Origin of the sequence: Streptomyces sp. NPDC057616 (assembly GCF_042800575.1) — a bacterium.
In the GTDB taxonomy this organism is placed as follows: Bacteria; Actinomycetota; Actinomycetes; order Streptomycetales; family Streptomycetaceae; genus Streptomyces.
The window spans coordinates 179,869-196,803 of the sequence record NZ_JBHVGU010000012.1 but is presented as its reverse complement, the minus strand read 5'-3'; the positions used below and the strand labels follow the sequence as shown (position 1 = coordinate 196,803).

16 protein-coding genes and 1 pseudogene are annotated in these 16,935 nt (G+C 73.1%); 7 read left to right on the top strand and 10 right to left on the bottom strand.

Annotated features, from left to right (window positions below; translation table 11 throughout):
- Positions 1-75: 75 nt before the first annotated feature.
- From ACFU97_RS17530 to ACFU97_RS17510, 5 genes are all read left to right on the top strand, one after another.
- Positions 76-1,353 (top strand): jacalin-like lectin, encoded by a 1,278-nt coding sequence (locus ACFU97_RS17530; protein ID WP_384256937.1) that lies wholly within the window; start codon positions 76-78, stop codon positions 1,351-1,353.
- Between the two features lie 146 nt (positions 1,354-1,499).
- Complete coding sequence (locus tag ACFU97_RS17525; RefSeq protein WP_384256935.1) at positions 1,500-2,090, top strand: TetR/AcrR family transcriptional regulator; 591 nt, start codon at positions 1,500-1,502, stop codon at positions 2,088-2,090.
- On the top strand, positions 2,083-2,898 hold the full coding sequence (locus ACFU97_RS17520) for an alpha/beta fold hydrolase (RefSeq protein WP_384256933.1): 816 nt from the start codon (positions 2,083-2,085) through the stop codon (positions 2,896-2,898). The genes ACFU97_RS17525 and ACFU97_RS17520 overlap by 8 nt, the downstream gene beginning before the upstream one ends.
- Positions 2,899-2,978: 80 nt before the next feature.
- A complete protein-coding gene (locus tag ACFU97_RS17515; protein ID WP_384256930.1) occupies positions 2,979-4,343 on the top strand; it encodes a hypothetical protein in 1,365 nt (454 codons plus the stop codon).
- A gap of 42 nt (positions 4,344-4,385) precedes the next feature.
- Entirely contained in the window at positions 4,386-5,117 is a 732-nt protein-coding gene (locus ACFU97_RS17510) for a hypothetical protein (RefSeq protein WP_384256928.1), read from the top strand.
- Here ACFU97_RS17510 and ACFU97_RS17505 read toward each other — a convergent pair.
- The 8 genes and pseudogenes from ACFU97_RS17505 to ACFU97_RS17470 all read right to left on the bottom strand — a co-directional run.
- On the bottom strand, positions 5,104-5,523 hold the full coding sequence (locus tag ACFU97_RS17505; protein ID WP_384257043.1) for an NUDIX hydrolase: 420 nt from the start codon (positions 5,521-5,523) through the stop codon (positions 5,104-5,106). The two genes, ACFU97_RS17510 and ACFU97_RS17505, sit on opposite strands and share 14 nt — an antisense overlap.
- Before the next feature lie 79 nt (positions 5,524-5,602).
- Positions 5,603-6,382, bottom strand: coding sequence for an isocitrate lyase/phosphoenolpyruvate mutase family protein (locus ACFU97_RS17500; RefSeq protein WP_384256925.1), 780 nt, complete (start codon positions 6,380-6,382; stop codon positions 5,603-5,605).
- On the bottom strand, positions 6,379-6,837 hold the full coding sequence (locus ACFU97_RS17495) for a hypothetical protein (protein ID WP_384256923.1): 459 nt from the start codon (positions 6,835-6,837) through the stop codon (positions 6,379-6,381). The genes ACFU97_RS17500 and ACFU97_RS17495 overlap by 4 nt, the downstream gene beginning before the upstream one ends.
- A 55-nt stretch (positions 6,838-6,892) precedes the next feature.
- A complete protein-coding gene (locus tag ACFU97_RS17490) occupies positions 6,893-7,261 on the bottom strand; it encodes a VOC family protein (RefSeq protein WP_384256921.1) in 369 nt (122 codons plus the stop codon).
- A 49-nt stretch (positions 7,262-7,310) separates the two neighbouring features.
- A complete protein-coding gene (locus tag ACFU97_RS17485; RefSeq protein ID WP_384256919.1) occupies positions 7,311-9,017 on the bottom strand; it encodes a DUF2264 domain-containing protein in 1,707 nt (568 codons plus the stop codon).
- A 96-nt stretch (positions 9,018-9,113) separates the two neighbouring features.
- On the bottom strand, positions 9,114-10,112 hold the full coding sequence (locus ACFU97_RS17480; protein WP_384256916.1) for a rhamnogalacturonan acetylesterase: 999 nt from the start codon (positions 10,110-10,112) through the stop codon (positions 9,114-9,116).
- Positions 10,113-10,181: 69 nt separating this feature from the next.
- A complete protein-coding gene (locus tag ACFU97_RS17475; RefSeq protein ID WP_384256914.1) occupies positions 10,182-11,594 on the bottom strand; it encodes an RICIN domain-containing protein in 1,413 nt (470 codons plus the stop codon).
- 15 nt (positions 11,595-11,609) lie between these two features.
- Positions 11,610-11,884, bottom strand: a pseudogene (locus ACFU97_RS17470) (family 43 glycosylhydrolase); the annotation flags it as partial.
- A 302-nt stretch (positions 11,885-12,186) separates the two neighbouring features.
- Between ACFU97_RS17470 and mmuM the strand changes: the two are divergent.
- Complete coding sequence (gene mmuM / locus ACFU97_RS17465; RefSeq protein ID WP_384256912.1) at positions 12,187-13,104, top strand: homocysteine S-methyltransferase; 918 nt, start codon at positions 12,187-12,189, stop codon at positions 13,102-13,104.
- Between the two features lie 113 nt (positions 13,105-13,217).
- On the opposite strand, the gene ACFU97_RS17460 is transcribed toward mmuM, so the two are convergent.
- Entirely contained in the window at positions 13,218-14,804 is a 1,587-nt protein-coding gene (locus ACFU97_RS17460) for a carboxylesterase/lipase family protein (protein WP_384256910.1), read from the bottom strand.
- A gap of 337 nt (positions 14,805-15,141) precedes the next feature.
- Here ACFU97_RS17460 and ACFU97_RS17455 point away from each other — a divergent pair, with 337 nt between their 5' ends.
- Positions 15,142-16,182: a LacI family DNA-binding transcriptional regulator gene (locus ACFU97_RS17455; protein WP_384256908.1), complete on the top strand. Its 1,041-nt coding sequence runs from the start codon at positions 15,142-15,144 to the stop codon at positions 16,180-16,182.
- Positions 16,183-16,286: 104 nt separating this feature from the next.
- On the opposite strand, the gene ACFU97_RS17450 is transcribed toward ACFU97_RS17455, so the two are convergent.
- Entirely contained in the window at positions 16,287-16,916 is a 630-nt protein-coding gene (locus ACFU97_RS17450; protein WP_384256906.1) for a hypothetical protein, read from the bottom strand.
- Positions 16,917-16,935: the final 19 nt, after the last annotated feature.

Sequence of the window (16,935 nt, the reverse complement as noted above, 5' to 3'; positions counted from 1 at the left end):
CAGGGGGGAAACCCCCCCCCCAGGAGACGACTCGTCGGCACCCTTGTGGCTGTCGCGCCCACCCTCATGGGCCGGATGGCGACCGGCACGGTGTCCCCCTCCGAGGACACGGAGGCGCCCGCCACCGGCTCGTTCAACGTGCTCACGTACAACGTCGCCGGCCTCCCCGAGGGCCTCAGCTCCAGCCACCCGGCGGCCAACACCCCGCTGATCTCACCCCGGCTGGCGCCCTACGGCATCGTGAACGTGCAGGAGGACTTCAACTACCACGCGGCGCTGTACGCCGACGACCACCACCCCTACCGCACGGCGACGAGCGGCGGCGCGGGCATCGGCGACGGTCTCAACACCCTCTCGGACTTCCCCTTCGAGGACTTCGAGCGGGTGCGGTGGAACGACTGCACCGGCACCAACTGCCTGACGCCGAAGGGGTTCTCGCTGGCGCGCGTGCGGCTGGCCGAGGGCGTGTTCGTCGACCTGTACAACCTGCACCCCAACGCGGACGACACCGACGACGCGCTGGCCGCCCGCCGCGCCAACATCGCGCAGCTCTCCGCCTTCATCCGGGCGAACTCGGCGGGCAACGCGGTGATCGTCATGGGCGACACCAACACCCGGTACACGCGCACCGGTGACAACATCCGCACCCTGGTCGACGACAACGGCCTGACGGACGCGTGGGTGCAGCTCGTCAAGGGCGGCACGGCTCCGGCTCAGGGCGCGGACCCGCTGCTGTGCCCGACGTCGGCGCCGACGAACGACTGCGAGGTCGTGGACAAGGTCCTCTACCGCGGCAGCAGGCTGCTCGACCTCGACGCGACCCGCTACAACGACGAGTGGGCCAGGTTCCTGGACGCGGACGGCGGCAACCTCTCCGACCACTTCCCGCACACGGTGGACTTCTCGTACACCCTCAACTCCTCCCTGCGGGCGAGCGACTTCTTCGGCGGCCCGCACGGCACCGCCTTCAACGACGCCGACGACCTGCCGGCCGCCCCCGCGCCCCGCACCCTCACCCTGCGCGGCGGCGCCCGCCTGGACGCGGTGTCCCTCACCCACGACGGCGGCACGACCGTGACCCACGGCGGCACGGGCGGCACCGCGAGGTCCCTGACCCTCGCCTCCGGCGAACACCTCACCTCGGTGAAGCTGACGGCGGGCCGGAAGGACGACCACACCCGCATCTTCTCGGCCGCCTTCACCACGGACCGGTCCCGCACCCTCGCCTCCGGCACCCCCACCGCCGACGCCGTGACCTTCACGGCCCCGACCGGCTGGCAGATCGCCGGCTTCACCGGCCGGGCGGGCGAGGAGATCGACAAGCTGGGCGTCCTGTACGCACCGATCGGCTGACGCCACCCCCCAGCGAGGCCGAGGCCGGTGCCAATGCCGATGCCGGAGCCGGTGCGGCCATGAAAACGGTCGACCACGGCCGGCTCCCTTCCTACACTAGGGCTGAACCTAGAGCCTCTAGGTTCGGCCACCCAGGAAGGCGTCCCATGGTCAGAGCCGGGCTCACCCCCGACCGCATCGTCGCGGCCGCCGCCGACCTCGCCGACGAGGTGGGGTTCGAGAACGTCTCGCTCTCCGCGCTGGCGCGGCACTTCGGGGTCAAGGACGCGAGTCTGTACTCGCACGTCAGGAATCTTCAGGACCTGCGGACGCGGATGGCGCTGCTCGCCGGGGCCGAGATGATCGACCGGATCGCGGCGGCCGTCGCCGGGCGGGCCGGCAAGGACGCGCTGGCCGCCTTCGCCGGGGCGTACCGCGCGTTCGCGCTGGAGCGGCCCGGGCGGTACGCCGCGACGCAGATCCGTATCGACCAGTCGCTGATCGCGGACTCCCCCGTCCTGCGGCGCACCGCCGAGATCACCTACGGCATGCTCCGCGCCTACGGTCTCGAGGAGCCCGATCTCACCGACGCCGTACGCCTGTTGCGCAGCACCTTCCACGGCTACTGCGCCCTGGAGGCCGCCGGCGGCTTCGGCGCCCCGCGCGATGTGCGCGCGTCCTGGGACAAGGCCGTCCACGCCCTGCACATCACGCTCGAGCACTGGCCTCGCGAGGAGAAGGACCACCACCATGACTGACCTCCACTACGACGTCCGCGGCACGGGGCCCGTCCTCCTCGTCGTCCCCGGGGGTGCCGGGCACCCCATGGGGCTCGGCCCGATGACCGACGCGCTCGCCGGCCGGTTCACCGTCGTGACCTACGACCCTCTGGGCCTCGCCCACGGGCGGCTCGGGGAGCCGGTGTCCGACCAGCGGGTGGAGGGGTGGAGCGACGGGGCGCGGCGGGTGCTCGACGAGGTGCTGCCCGCCGGCGAGTCGGCGTACGTCCTCGGGACCAGTTCCGGCGCGATCGCCGTCCTCGACCTGCTCGCCCGGCATCCGGAGCGGCTGAGCCACGTCGTCGCGCACGAGCCGCCGTGCGTGGGCGTGCTGCCGGACGGGGCGCGGCACCAGGCCCTGTTCCGCGAGGTGTACGACACCTATCGCGCGGCCGGGCTCCAGGCGGCCGGCGCCCGGCTCGGCGCCGTGCTGACGGAGAGCGAACCGGAGCCGCACATGGACCCCCAACCACTCACGCCGCAGGAGGAGTCGGCCAATCCCATGGCGCTCTTCCTCTCCCGCATCCTGCGGAGCTTCACCGCCCACGCCCCCGACCTCACCGCGCTCGCCGTCTCCTCCGCCCGGCTCACCCTCGCGGCCGGCGCCGACTCCCGGGGGCAACTGCTGTACCGCACGGCCCAGTTCCTGGCCGAGGTCACCGGCAGCCGTTTCGTCGAGTTCCCCGGCGGGCATGTCGGCGTGGCCGAGCATCCCGTGGATTTCGCCGGACTGCTCGCGGAGACACTCGTTCCGGTCGGCGACTCACCGTCCCCGCAGACCACTTAGACTGGAATCTTCGCGGAAGTCACGTGCAACCCCGGGGGAGGGAGCACGCATTGTCTCAACAGCAGCTGGGACGCCGTCCCTTGAGAACCGACCGTACGACACCACCGGAACACGGCGGGCCGAGCGAGACCGCGCGCTTCGTCGGCTGGCTGGGCAGTCTCGGGTGTGCGGCGGCCGGGTACGGCGTGTTCCAGTTCCTGTTCGGGGTGCTGCCCGACTCCCTCGGCGGCCAGCCCGCCCGGTATCTGGTCGCCGGGGTCAGCGGGATCGGGACGGGCGTGGCCGCCTGGCTGGCGGCGGCGCTGGTTCGGGCCCGGGCCGCGACCGGGCCGTCCCGCCCCCTCGCCCGCGTCCGCGTCCCGTCCGCCGCGGAGCGCCCGGCACCCGGTCCGCTGCCCGAGGTCTTCGCCTCCGCGTACGGCACGCTCGCCGAGAAGGTGGCCGTGGCCGACGACCCGGTCCGCGGCCGCCTCACCGGCTGGTCGCACTCGCTCAGCGAGTCGGCACCGCTGCGGCCCACCTCCGTCGGCACCGCCTACGGCCTGCACATCATGCTCGACCTCGGCGTGCCGGACGGCCGGCTGCGCACCGGCGACCTGGTGGACACGCTGTGGCGGCTCAGGCTGTCCGAGGGCGGCTGGTCGGCGCGGTCGCAGGGGGCCGAGGCGCGGCCCGAGGTGACGGCGCTGGTGCTCGGTGCGCTGGCCCGGGCCGGCGTGTCCGGCGAGCGGCTGGCGGAGGAGGTGGACCGCTGCACGGACGCGTTCACCCATGCCCGCGACCGCGCCGGGCGGGAGTCGACACATGTCGTGACGACCGTGCTGCGCGGGCTGCTGCGCGCCGCGCCCGAGGCCGCCGTACTGCCCCTGCTGCGCGAGGTCCTGGCCGACGGCGCGATCGGCGACGCCCGCCGCGAGCACCTGCGCTGCTGGGGCTACCGGCTGGATGCGCCGTACGGGCTGCCGTCCGCGCTGCACACCGCGCAGGCCGTGGTGGCCCTGGACCGGGCGGCTCGTGTCCTCGGCGAGGACGAGGCGGTGCGCGCCACCCGGGAGGACGGTGTCCGCTGGCTGCTGACCTGTACGGACGCTCCGCATCACCGATGTCAGGACCTGCGCAATCTGCGTGAGGAGGTGCGCCGCCCGCGCACCGACGACCCCTCACGCCACGAGGTGCTGAACGTACGGCACTTCACCGCCTCCTGGGTGGTGCGCGCCCTGATGACACCAGGCGCCCGCGAGGTCGCGGCGCAGGACGGGCTGCAGGAGGCGTGGCGGGAGCGGCTGGACGGGGCCGCCGCCGCGGTGTGGGCCGGGCAGACCGACGGCATCTGGTCCTGGGGGCTGCCGGACGGCGGCGAGCTGCGCCAGCCCATGTGGATGACCTATCAAGGACTTTCGGCGCTGCGGGCCCATGCCGTATGGATGTATCAACCGGAACAGTGAACCCGGGCCTGGGCGACCGGAGCCGGAGGCGGAGGAATGTGCATGGGCGGTCGGCAGGTTGTGGCGGCGCGACGGCTGCTGACCAGGACGCTGGACGGTGATCTGCCCGAGCACGGCCTGGTCGCGGCGGCCCGCTCCGTCGTCGCCGAACTCGGCTCCCCCGAGCGCCTGCTGGAGCTGGTGACCGATCTCGCCTCCGGGGAGGGCGATCCGGAGGGATGCGCCCGGCTGTCGTACCGCCACGTCCTCGGCTTCGACAAGCTGCTGCTCGTCGACGACGGGCCACGCCACATGCTGCGCGTCCACCGGTGGCACCGGGGAGCCGGCGCGATCGGCGAGGAGGACGTGCACAACCACCGCTCGGCCCTCGCCTCGCACATCGTCCGCGGACGGCTGTCGATGGAGCTGTACGAGGTCGCGAGCGGTGGGGACGGCGGCATCCCCACCACGCGGTACGAGGAGTCGCTGTCCGGCCGTACGGCGGACTGGCTGCTGGAGCCGGCCGGTCCGGCACGGCTGCGGCTGACCCATGTGGGGCAGTACGCGGCGGGCAGCGCGTACGCCCTGCCGGCGCACACCCTGCACCGGGCCTGGTGCGACACGGACGAGCCGACGGTGACCCTGTTCCTAGAGACGGGACCCGAACGGCGGCCGCACACCGACGTGTTCACGGCGGCGGGCCCGCATCCGGGGGCGGTGGCGAAGGTACCGCTCGGCGTGGACGACTACCTCGAGGCGCTCGCCGGGCTCGCCGAACTGCTCAGGACGTCGTGAACGCCTGGTCCACGATGTCGAGGTTGTACGCGTCGATCTCGACCGAGGTCAGCTCCGAGCGCGCCAGCCACACGTAGTCCTGGTCGGCGCGGGGCAGGGTGATCTGCCGGCTCAGCGGCCGGACCAGGAAGTTCTCCTGCCAGTTCTTGACCTCGTGGCCGCCGTACTCGCTGACGAAGGACGACTCGCCGACCTTGCGGACGACCTCGCCGAGGAGCCCGGTCTCCTCCTTCAGCTCGCGCAGCGCGCCGTCCCGGGCGCTCTCGTCCGGCTCGAGCTTGCCGCAGGGGACGCCCCAGACGCGGGGCAGGAACTTCTCCGTCTCGGAGCGGCGGACCAGCAGCACCCTGCCGTCGTCGTCCATCACGACGGCGGCCGCCAGTCGCTTGTCGCCGGGGATGTCCATGTCCATGGTTCCTCGGTCCCTCGCCGGAGATGAGTCCAAAGGGTCTGATACCCACGAAAGCACCCACCGTACCAAGGAGTCACCGTCCGGCGCTGTGAGCCGGGTCGCTCCTTCGGGCCCAGGCGTCGACGTCCGCGTACGACGGCGCCGTGCCCTGCGGCGTCCGGCCGGCCCGGATGTCCGCGACCGTCTCCAGGGCCGCGCCCAGGGCCTGCCGGTACAGCAGCGAGCCGAGGCTCACGCGCCGCACGCCGAGGTCGGCGAGCTGGGCGAGGGTGGGGCCGGTGGGCGAGTAGAGTATGTTGAGCGGGAGGTCGCCCAAGTGCGCGACGAGGCGGGCGATTTCGCGCGGGTCCGTCAGGCCGGGGACGAACACCCCGTCGGCGCCCGCCTCCCGGTAGGCGTCGAGCCGGGGCAGGGTGCCGTCGCCGTCGCCCGACCAGTAGGTGTCGGTACGGGCGTTGACGAAGAGACCGGGTGCGGCGGCCTTCACGGCGGCGATCTTCGCCGCGTGCAGTCCGACGGGCCCGAGGGCGTCCTCCAGGTTGATGCCGACGGCCCCCACGGCCGCCAGCTCGCGCGCGAACTCGCCTACGGCCTCCGGGACTTCGCTGAAGCCGCTCTCCGCGTCGACGGACAGGAGGAAGGGGTCCGTGCCCAGGGTGAGGGCGAGCCGCAGGGTCTCGTCGCGGGTCGCGGACGCCCCGTCGGGCAGACCGGCGGCCGCGGCGACGCCCAGGCTGGTCGTCGCGACGGCCGGGAAGCCCTGGGCGGCGAGCGCCATGGCCGAGGCGTGGTCCCAGGCGTTGGGCAGGAGCAACGGCTCGGCGGCGTGGTGCAGTGCGGCGAATCCGGTCATGACAGGTCACCCACCGAGTCGGCGTAGTACGTCGATCCCCTCAGGTGCACGGCCAGTTCGCGGAAGCTCCAGCCCTCACCGGGCGACCGGTCGAGCTGCTCGTCGGTGAGGGCGCCGAGGCGGTTCGCCCAGATGCGGGCGAGACGCAGCAGCCGGCTGCGGGCCTCGTCCAGGTCCTCCTGGGTGAAGGGCGCGAGGTCCGCCCGGGTCGTCACCATGGAGGCGTGCCAGTGGTCGGGCTGCGGCGCCTCGCCCGCCAGCCGGGCCTCCAGCTCGGCGAGGTGGTCGACGAGATGGTCGGCGACCCGGCGGATCGCCTTGTGCGGGGTGTGGACGCGGTCGTCGGCGTGGGCGGGGGTGCCGTCCCAGTGCGTCCAGGTGGCGGCCAGTTCCAGGACGTGGTCGACCATGCCGGTGACGGCCTGGGCGGGGTCCTCCCGCGGAGTGTCGGTCATACGGCCACGCTAGGGCCGGATCACTTCGGCGCCGGCCGAAGTGTCCCGGTGTGCCTCACCCCGCGCGTTCCGCCTCGCTCCGCTCCACGCAGAACTCGTTGCCCTCGGGGTCGGTGAGGACGACCCAGCCCTTGCCGTCTGCGGTGCGGTGGTCCTCGAAGAGCGTGGCGCCGAGGGCGAGCAGGCGGGTGACCTCCTCGTCGCGGGTGCGGTCCTGCGGCTGGAGGTCGAAGTGGAGCCGGTTCTTGGCCTTCTTGCCCTCCGGCACGGTCACGAAGAGCAGGCCCGCGTCCTCGATCAGCGCCTCCGGGTCGCCGGGATGGTCGTCCTCGTGCAACGGCAGGCCCAGCACCTGGGACCAGAACTGGGCGAGGGCGTAGGGGTCGGTGGTGTCGAACGTGGTGTGGCGAATGGCTGAGGTCATGGGAGGGATTCTCAAGTGCGCCGGTCGGCGGGGGCAACCGACATTCGGTTCAGCGGCCGTCCGGCGCCGCGACCTCCACACCGGAGTCCTCCCAGCGGACGCGCACCTCGTGTCCGTCGGCCCACCGCACCGTCAACTCCCGCTGCCCGTAGGCCCGTACGCCCACCGTCTCCCCGAGAGGCACCGGATCCGCCTCCCCGGTCAGCCGGGCCAGCGCGACGAACAGGGTGTCGCCCTCCCCGGTGACGCCGGCGACCCCCGCGTCCCGCTCCGACAGGCCCACGGCAGGCAGGACTTCGGCGCTCAGGCCCTCCGGCGCCGCCCACCCCGTCACCCGCACCGGCGTCCCGGGCGGCACGTCCGCGACCAGATGGGCCCGTACCTCCACGGCACCCCGCGCGAGCACCACGCTGGTCACCCGCGCTCCCCCGCCCGCCGTGTGCCGGGACGCCACCCAGCCCTCACCGACACCCAGCGGCACGATCTCCGTGCGGCCCGGATCGCCGCCGACGATCACGCTGTTGTCGTACGACCCGACCGGCCGCGTCACGGTCGAGTAGGCGAGTCGCGTGTAGTACGGGTCGTAGCGGACGTCCTCGCTGCCGTGGTTGTGCAGGCGGACGACGCCGTCCGAACGCGTCGACTGCAGCAGCCAGTTGGGGGCGGAGATCGCGGTGAGCGCGTCGGAGCGTTCCGCCGGGCCCGGCTCCTCCGGCGCCGTCCACACCGGGTGGCCGTCCGGGAGGAGCAGCCCGAGGAACCCCTTGCTCGCCCAGTACGGGGAGGCGGGGCCCGAATAGCCCTGCAGCAGCGCCGTGTCGGGGCCGTGCCAGCCGAGGCTGAGCAGGCCGCGCGAGTCCACCGCGCCCCGCTCGGCGAAGTACTTCAGCGCCCCGGACGCCAGCCGGCGCGTCTGACCGGGCGGCAGCGGCGTGTGCCCGGTCAGCGCGCCCAGCCACAGCGGGGCCGTCGTCGCGAAGCGGTAGGTGAGGCTGCGGCCCTGGTGCATCGGGGCGCCGTCGGCGCCGAACAGCCGCGCGTAGTCCGCCAGATGGCGGGACAGCCGGCCGCCGTAGTGGGCGAGGAGGCCGGCATCGTCCGCCAGCCACGCGTGCAGCACCGGATACAGGTGCATCGCCCAGCCGTTGTAGTGGTCGAACTTGCGGCCGTCGCCGTCGGTGTACCAGCCCTCGCCGACGTACCACTCCTCGATCCGCCCCAGGCCGCGCTCGATCGCCTTGCGGGAGGCCTCCGGTTCGTGGCCGATCTCCTGGAGGAAGCCGCCCACCGTCACCGGGAACAACTCCCAGTTGCAGGGCCAGGCTTCGGCGGTCAGCGCGTCCTCGAGCCAGGCGGCCGCACGCTGTTGTACGCCGTCGTCGAGCCGGTCCCACAGCAGCGGGCGCGTCAGGCGCAGGGCGAGGGCGATCGACGCCGCCTCGACCAGCGGCTGGCCGCGGTCCTCGATCCGGGGCCAGACGCCCGCGGCACCGGCCGCGAGGCCCTCGGCGTACCGCTGGAGCACGGTCTCGTCCTGCCGGAAGGCCGCGGCGAGCAGCGTGCGGGCGTAGCCCTCCAGGCCGTCCGAGAGCCGCCCCGACCAGCTCGTGTGCTCCCCAGGGAGGTCGTAGAGCGCGCCGCCCTCCACCGCGTACGGCTCGACCGCGGCGAGCAGGGCGTCGGCGGCGGCCTCCCAGTGGGCGCGGGTGTAGCCGGTGCGCGGGCTGAGCGTGCGGTCGTCGGGCGGCAGCTGCATCGGCTCTCTTTCAGGGCGTACGGCGTCGGGACGTGCGGCGGCGGACGAAAGGTGAGACCTGGGGCGCCCCGGTTCCGGTCGAGACGCCCCAGGGGTTCATCCCACCCGCACAAGGCCCTTCGGCACCAGATGCTGGGCGACGAGCGCGTCACGGACAAGCCCTGCGTACACCGTGGCGCCGTGGACGGACGTGTGGGTGTTGTCCTTCTTCTCGTTGTGGAGATAGATCGCCTTGGAGCCCGCGACGCCCAGGGACTCCACGAGCTCCTTGGTCCGCGCCGTCAGGCCGACGAGCGGTACGCCGTGCTCCGCCGCGACGGAACGGATGACAGCAGGATGGTCCACTCCGAGGCTGTTGACCAGCAGGGCGGTGCCGTTGTTCACAGTTCCGTCGGCGTTGAACCAGCGCCGCACGATCGGGGTCACCAGCACCGGACGTCCGCCCTTCTCCCGTAATCCGGCCACCAGTGTCTCCAGATTCGCGCGATACGTCGCCTCGTCGGTGGTCTTGTCTTTGTGGGCGAGCTGTATCAGGAGCAGGTCGCCGGGGCGGATCAGCGGCCGGACGGTGTCCCACAACTGCGGATTCCCCAGATAGGTGATCGTACTCTCGCCGGAATCCGCGTAGTTGGCGACCGACAGCCCTTCGCGGAGGTACCGCGGCAGCTGCTGGTCCCATCCGGAACAGGGGTCGGCGGGGGTGACCCGGATGCCGGCGAGCGCGGGCGCCGAGCCGCCGATCGCCAGATCCAGACCGGGAGTTCCCGCCGGGCCGGCCGGTTCGCCCTCCGGTGTGCGGACGTCCACGGTGAAGCCGCGGGAGACATGCTCACCGGCCGCGACCGGCACCCCGGGCAGCAGTGAGCGGTGGGTCTCACCGGTGACGGCGGTCCTGGAGGCGGCCGTGCCGCCGAGGAGGACCCGGACGTCGTAGGTGCCGGGCGGGACGTCGAAGTGGCAGGCGGTGGCGGTGCAGTTGGCGATCCCGAGGCTCTTCGGCCCCTCGTGCGCCTGGGCCGGCACCGCGCCCGGACAGGCGCTCAGGGCCGGCGCCGCGGGCACGACGAGGCGCGAACGCAGCTGGAGACGTCTCATACGCCCCATCCCCCGTCCTTCCTGGGCGCGGGCTCGCCGGCCGGCGCGATCGACCTGCTGGGTTCGACGTCATGTCCCGCGCGTCCACTGCTGGTTGGTGCCGCCGTTGCAGGTGTACGTGATGAGCGCGGCGGAGTTGGCGGTGGAGGCGCCGGACACGTCCAGGCACTCGCCGCTCGCGCGGGACGTGAGCGTGACGTAGGAGCCGGACGTGGTCGGCGACCACTGCTGGGTGGTGGCCGAGGAGTCGCAGTTCTCCTGGGTGACCGTGCTCGCGTTCTCCTGCACGCACAGGGAGCTGTTCCTGACCATCAGCTGGTAGTAGCCGCTGCCGACGGACCTGAACCAGTACTTCTGGTTGCCGCCGCCGTTGCAGTCGTACTGCTTGATCTGGGCGCCCTGCCACAGCGACTGGCTCGTGACGTCGGCGCACTTTCCGCTGTGCCGGGCGATCAGCGTGTGGTACGTGGCGCTCGCGCCGGTGACGGTTCCGGCGGCCGTGTCGACGGTGACCTCCGGGTACCAGGACATCGCCATCGAGGTCGAGTTCGGGAAGGTCAGCGGCAGCCACACGTACCGCGAGTCGTTCACGGTCCCGCCGAAGGAGTTGCCCCAGCGGTCGCCCAGGTAGAGGTACGAGGTCCCGGACGTGCCGGTGACCGGAAGGACGTACGCGGTCTGGGAGTTGTACGCGGTGGAGTCGCCGACGTTCGTCCAGGCGGTCCACGGACCCGCGAGCGAAGTGGCGGTGGCGTACTGCTGCTGGTTGGCGCTCCAGCCGGTCGCGCCCGAGGTCAGCATGAAGTACACGCCGCCCCGCTTGAAGAGCGCCGGGGCCTCGCGGTGGCCGCCCGGCCAGGGGTTGGCGACCAGGCTGTCGATGCCGGTGTAGTCGGCGGTGAGCCTGTAGATGTGCAGGTCGTAGTTCTCGTTGGCGGCGGAGACCATGTAGCCGGTGCCGTCGGTGTCGACGTAGGTCGTGATGTCCCGGGACATGGAGTCGCCGAGCGGGCGGAAGCTGCCCCGGTATGCGTAGCTGCCGTCGACCGTGGACGAGACGGCGACGGCCGCGCGCGCCTCGCTGTAGTCGGCGCCGTTCTCCTTGTGCATCCACATCACGAACATGCCGGTGGAGGCGTTGTGGACGACCTTGGGCCGCTCGATGTAGGCGGTGCCCAGCTCCGCGGCGGACGACCGGGTCAGGACGTGGTTCCTGAACTCCCAGTTCTTCAGGTCGGTGGAGCGGTAGGCGTCGACGTACCGGAAGGTGTTGTCGGCGTTGCGGTCCTCGCCGAACCAGTAGTAGTACGAGCCGACCTTGATGACGCCGCCGCCGTGGGCGTGGACGGCACCTCCCGAACTGTCGGTGAACTGGACGCCGTTGGTGACCGTCCGGGCGGTGGCCTGCGCCGGGCCCGCGGTCGCGAGGGCACCGGCCAGCGCCAGGCAGAGGGCGAGCAGTACCGCGTACGCACGTCTCATCTCACACACGCTCCTTCACGCTCCTTCGCCTCGGCCGGCCGTCGCGACGGCCGCCGTGTCCGCAACAGGTCCGCCGAAGTCGGGGTTCCGTCCGGGTGCCGGCCGAGCTTCTGGATCGGGGTGCGGCGGTTGGGGTCGTCCAGGGGGTCGCCGGTGATCTCCTTGTACGGGCGGGCGTGGTGGACGAGGACGTCGCTGCGGCCGTCCTCGGCGACCGTGAAGCAGTTGTGGCCGGGGCCGTACTGCCGGGTGGTGTCGCTGCTGGTGAAGACGGGGACGGGCGACTTGGACGGGCTTCGCCGCGGCCGCCGGGGTGGCCGCGAGGGTGCCCGCGGCGAGGGCGGCGCCCCTCAGCATCAGGCGGCGGCTGGGGGGCTCGGGGAGGTCGTCGTCGCGGCTCATACGGCTGCCTCTCGCGGGGTGGGGGATGGGCAGACTCATCGACGTTCGGGATCACGAACAACATCTGTCATTACGAACGCCGAAAAGGTAGAGGTGCGGCGCGACGAGGTCAACGGGTCCGGCGGGACAAGGAGATAGCGCTTTCTGCCCGGCTCCGCGTGTGCTCCACGGTTCGGCTACCGTCGATGGCATGACCAGCACGGACAGCCTTGCCGCGGCCCTGGCGGCCGGGACCGTCGTCCTGGACGGCGGTCTGGCCAACCAGCTGGAGTCCGCCGGGCACGACCTGAGCGACGAGCTGTGGTCGGCGCGGCTGCTCGCGGATCGGCCGGAGGCGATCGTCGAGGCGCACCTCGCCTACTACGAGGCGGGCGCCGACGTGGCGATCACCTCGAGCTACCAGGCCACCTTCGAGGGCTTCGCCAAGCGGGGCATCGGCCAGGACAGGGCCGTCGAACTCCTCACCCTCAGCGTGGAGTTGGGGCGCGAGGCGGCGCGGCGGGCCCGGGCCGGGGGGATCGGGCGGCCGCTGTGGGTGGCGGCGTCCGCCGGGCCGTACGGGGCGATGCTCGCGGACGGGTCCGAGTACCGGGGGCGGTACGGCCTGGGCATCGACGAGCTGGAGCGGTTCCACCGGCCGCGCCTGGAGGTGCTCGCCGCGGCCCGTCCCGATGTGCTGGCGCTGGAGACGGTGCCGGACGCCGACGAGGCGGCGGCGCTGCTGCGGGCGGTGCGGGGGCTCGGCGTGCCGGCCTGGCTGTCGTACTCCGTCGCAGGTGACCGCACTCGTGCCGGGCAGCCGCTGGAGGAGGCCTTCGCGCTCGCCGCCGAGGCCGACGAGATCATCGCGGTCGGCGTCAACTGCTGCGCCCCCGAGGACGTCACCGGCGCGGTCGAGACCGCCGTACGCGTGACGGGCAGGCCCGTCGTGGTCTATCCCAACAGCGGCGAGTCCTGGGACGCCGCGGCCCGCGCCTGGGACGGGCGGGTGTCCTTCGCCCCGGACGAGGTCACGGGCTGGCGGGAGTCCGGCGCCCGGCTGATCGGCGGGTGCTGCCGGGTGGGACCGGAGGCGGTCGCGGGCATCGCGAGGGCGCTACGGGGCTGAGCGGGGTCCGGACGCCTCCGGGCGAGCATCCGCAGGTGCCGGACACGGCCTGACCGGCCGGCCCCGAGTGCCTTGGGCGTCTCGGGTGTCTCAGGCGTCCCGGGGTGCCGTGGTCACTGCCGGCGGACCGAGCCGGGCAGCCGCAGTCGTCGTACGACCGACCGCAGCTCCGTGCCGCGCAGGGACGCGGCGAGCGGGGGCACCGGCACGCGCACGGTCTCCGGCGCGGGCTGGGGGTCGGCGCTCCACAGGGCGAACTCGGCGTCCCGCGGTCCGTGCGCGACGCGCGGCAGGCCCGCGTCGAAGACCCGGACGGGATGCGTCGCGTCCCAGGACTGCCAGCCGGGGTTCCCCTCCGCGGCGAACCGGACCCACGCGGCGTGCATCGCCCGGGCGAGTTCGTCCGGACCGCCCTCGCCGGCCAGCTTGCGCGACTCCGGCAGGTCCCCGGTGTCGAAGACGAAGCCGAGTTCCAGGGCGTGGCAGGCGCCCAGGCCGGGGAGGTTGGAGGGCCAGGCGAACTCGTAGACGTACGAGGAGCCGGTGCGGGCGTCGGCCAGCCGGTGCAGCGGAACGCGCAGCAGATGGTCGGTGACCATCTGCCCGACGATCTCGGCGGTGCCGGCGTCCGGGTGCAGGGTGCGGTAGCCGCGCGGCACCTCCGTGCCGCAGTGGCAGCGGGCCATCGCGCCCGCGAGGGCCACGGCGCCCAGCCGGTCGACGCGTTCCAGCAGGCCGCCGGGGACCAGCCAGAGGCGGTACTCCTCGCTGGTCCAGCCCATCATCAGGTCGACGCCGCGGGCCGCGTCGCCCTCGACGAGGGCCTCCAGGGGGTCGCGGGGCACGAGGTCGCCGTCGACGACGATGCCGAAGGAGGGGCCGCCCAGCACGGGGCTGCTGAGCTTGCCCACCTCGCCCTGGGTGCGCAGCAGCAGGTCGCGGTCGACCTCGGCGAAGGCCGCGGCGGTCGCGGGGATCTTCAGCCGGGTCGCCATCCGGCGCACCATCCGGCGCACCTTGTCCCGTTCGAACGCCTCGGGCGGCCCGCTCTGCAGGACCGCCCGGCGTATCAGCCCCTGCGCCTGCGGGGCCGCCAGCAGGGCCCCCGTGCTGATCGCCCCCGCCGACTGGCCGGCGAGGGTGATCCGGTCCGGGTCGCCGCCGAAGGCCGCGATCGACGCGTGCACCCACTCCAGGGCGGCCAGCTGGTCGCGCAGACCGGGGTTGGCGGGCGCGTCCGGGAAGAGGCCGTAGCCCTCCACGCCCAGCCGGTAGTTCACCGAGACCAGGACCACGCCGTCCCGGGCGAAGGCCCGCCCGTCGTACACCGGAACGGCGGAGGAGCCCCTGGTCAGGGCGCCGCCGTGCAGCCACACCAGAACCGGGAGCCGGGCGCCGGGGCCCGGCTCCGGCGTCCACACGTTGAGGTTGAGGCAGTCGTCACCGGGCACGACCGGGTCCGACAGGTATGTGGCGAAGGACTCGGAGTACGGCGGCTTGGGCGCCGTCGGCCCGAAGGACCCCGCGTCGCGCACACCGTCCCAGGGCTCGGGCGGCTCGGGCGGCCTGAACCGCCGGGGTCCGAAGGGCGGAGCGGCGTACGGGACACCGCGGAACACGGCGATCCCGTGCTCGTAGCGGCCCCGGACGGCTCCGTACGGCGTGTTCACCACGGGGTCTGCAGGGACTGCCGCCGTCATACGACCACCAGCTTCCTCACGCGCTGCCGCACCGTGCACAACAGAGCACCACAGGACGGCGCGGTATTCCGGTGCAGAGCGCGTTTCGGCCGCCGACCGGGGGACGCGGCTACTGTGCGTTCCGCTTCGGGGGGCCCTTGGCTACTGTGCGTACGCCGTCCCGGCGTGCCGTCCGCCGCGTCGGTCCGTTCGAAGTTTCGAAAGGTCGGGGCCGCCGACCTGAGAAGTCCGGGCTCTTCCCGTCGTGCGCCGGTCTCCCTAGGGTAGGAAGCGCTTACTGCTTCCGCGCCGGTCGAAACTTTTCATGGCCCTCGGGCGGGCCGGAGAGGTGGTCCCGATGGTCCGCACGGGAAGCGCGGGCATGGCGGCCGGGCCGACACTGGCCGTCGTCGCCCGCGAGGCCGGGGTGTCGGTGCCGACCGCCTCCAAGGTGGTCAACGGCCGGCAGGACGTGGCGCCGGAGACCCGCCGCCGCGTCACCGAGGCACTGGACCGGCTCGGCTACGTCCGCAGGCCGCGCTTCGACGCGGCGAAGGTGCCGGGACTGGTCGACCTGGTCGTGCACTCCCTGGAGAGCTCGTGGTCGGGGGCGGTGCTCCAGGGCGTCGAGGCGGCGGCGCACGGCGCGGGCCTGGAGGTGGTCGTCTCGGCGGGGCTCACCCGCACCCGGGGCGCCCGGCCGGAACGCGGCTGGCTGGACAAGCTGATCGCGCGCGGATCGTCCGGAGTGCTGTTCAATTTGGCCGAGTTGACGGCCTCGCAGTACGCCTGGCTGGACCAGCACCGCATCCCGTACGTGCTGATCGACCCGGTCCTCGAACCGCCGCAGGGTGTGGTGTCGGTCGGCGCCGCCAACTGGCAGGGCGGGGTCACGGCGACCGAGCACCTGCTCTCCCTCGGCCACGAACGCGTCGCCGTCATCGCCGGCCACCAGCGCAAGATGTGCAGCAGCGCGCGGGTGGCCGGCTACCGGTCGGCGCTCGCGTCGGCGGGCGTCCGCCACCGCCCGGAGTACGTCCGCCACGCCGGCTTCGACGAGAGTGTCGCGCACCGGCGCATGCTCGACCTGCTGGACCTGCGCGAGCCGCCGACGGCGGTCTTCGTCTGCTCGGACCATATGGCCCTGGGCGTCTACCAGGCCCTGGCCGAACGCGGCCTCAGGGTCCCGCACGACGTCAGCGTGGTCGGCTTCGACGATCTGCCGGAGTCCCGCTGGCTCTCCCCCACGCTGACCACGATCCGCCAGCCCCTGTCGGAGATGGCGGCGACGGCGCTGCACCAGCTGGTCCGGATGATGGAGGGGGACCGGCCGGAGAGCACGCGGACGGAGCTGTCCACGCGGCTGGTGGAACGTGCGAGTACGGGGCGCGTGCGCTGAGCGTTGGCCGGGGCGGGGTGGGGGGCGGGCGGTGGTGCGTCGACTGCCGGTGCGTTGTGGCTGGTCGTGCCGTTCCCCGCGCCCTTGAAACGCTGCCGGCTCCGTCAACCGCCCTCGCTCGGTGCGGCGTTGTTCGGGGCTCCGTCGCCGTTCGGGGGGAGGTCGCCGCGGCGTATCGGGGTGGTGGGGGTGGAGGTGGGGGCCGGGGGGAGGAGGTCGGCGAGTTCGGTGGCGTTGGGGTGGTGCACAGCGAGGAGCGCCTTGTGGAGGGTGGCGCGGGGGACGCCGGCGCCGGTGAGCCAGATGACGTAACCCTTCCCGGGCCGCGCGTATCCGTGCTGCCGCCCGGCGCTGCGGTACCAGGCGTCGCCCTCGCGCGTGCACCTGGTCCGTCCCTGCGGGGCGCCGCCGACGGGTTGCCGCGGGCAGGTGGCGGCGGTCAGCGTGCCGCGGTCCACCCGGATCTCGATCTGCGTGTTGGTCTTCCGCGACCAGTACACGGCCGAGAAGCCGTCGTCCCCGGACACGCCCACGGACTGCTGCGCGAGGGTGTATCCGGGCGACTCGGTGACGTAGACGAGTTCCGGGGCGATGCCCAGCGCCCTTGCGCGGGACTCGAGTTGGGCCGGATCGGCGGCTGCGGCCGAGCCGCCGCCGGCTCCGTTGTCCCCGCCGGCCCTCTCGGTACCGCAGCCACTGGCCAGCAGCACCGGCAGCAACAGAAGGAGCGGCAAGGCGCGCAGGCAACGGATC

Bases quoted from the DNA above. Each gene is read 5' to 3' on its own strand.
- ACFU97_RS17530 (WP_384256937.1), top strand. From the start codon at position 76: ATGGCGACCGGCACGGTGTCCCCCTCCGAGGACACGGAGGCGCCCGCC.
- ACFU97_RS17525 (WP_384256935.1), top strand. From the start codon at position 1,500: ATGGTCAGAGCCGGGCTCACCCCCGACCGCATCGTCGCGGCCGCCGCC.
- ACFU97_RS17520 (WP_384256933.1), top strand. From the start codon at position 2,083: ATGACTGACCTCCACTACGACGTCCGCGGCACGGGGCCCGTCCTCCTC.
- ACFU97_RS17510 (WP_384256928.1), top strand. From the start codon at position 4,386: ATGGGCGGTCGGCAGGTTGTGGCGGCGCGACGGCTGCTGACCAGGACG.
- ACFU97_RS17505 (WP_384257043.1), bottom strand. From the start codon at position 5,523: ATGGACATCCCCGGCGACAAGCGACTGGCGGCCGCCGTCGTGATGGAC.
- ACFU97_RS17500 (WP_384256925.1), bottom strand. From the start codon at position 6,382: ATGACCGGATTCGCCGCACTGCACCACGCCGCCGAGCCGTTGCTCCTG.
- ACFU97_RS17495 (WP_384256923.1), bottom strand. From the start codon at position 6,837: ATGACCGACACTCCGCGGGAGGACCCCGCCCAGGCCGTCACCGGCATG.
- ACFU97_RS17490 (WP_384256921.1), bottom strand. From the start codon at position 7,261: ATGACCTCAGCCATTCGCCACACCACGTTCGACACCACCGACCCCTAC.
- ACFU97_RS17485 (WP_384256919.1), bottom strand. From the start codon at position 9,017: ATGCAGCTGCCGCCCGACGACCGCACGCTCAGCCCGCGCACCGGCTAC.
- ACFU97_RS17480 (WP_384256916.1), bottom strand. From the start codon at position 10,112: ATGAGACGTCTCCAGCTGCGTTCGCGCCTCGTCGTGCCCGCGGCGCCG.
- ACFU97_RS17475 (WP_384256914.1), bottom strand. From the start codon at position 11,594: ATGAGACGTGCGTACGCGGTACTGCTCGCCCTCTGCCTGGCGCTGGCC.
- mmuM (WP_384256912.1), top strand. From the start codon at position 12,187: ATGACCAGCACGGACAGCCTTGCCGCGGCCCTGGCGGCCGGGACCGTC.
- ACFU97_RS17460 (WP_384256910.1), bottom strand. From the start codon at position 14,804: ATGACGGCGGCAGTCCCTGCAGACCCCGTGGTGAACACGCCGTACGGA.
- ACFU97_RS17455 (WP_384256908.1), top strand. From the start codon at position 15,142: ATGGTCCGCACGGGAAGCGCGGGCATGGCGGCCGGGCCGACACTGGCC.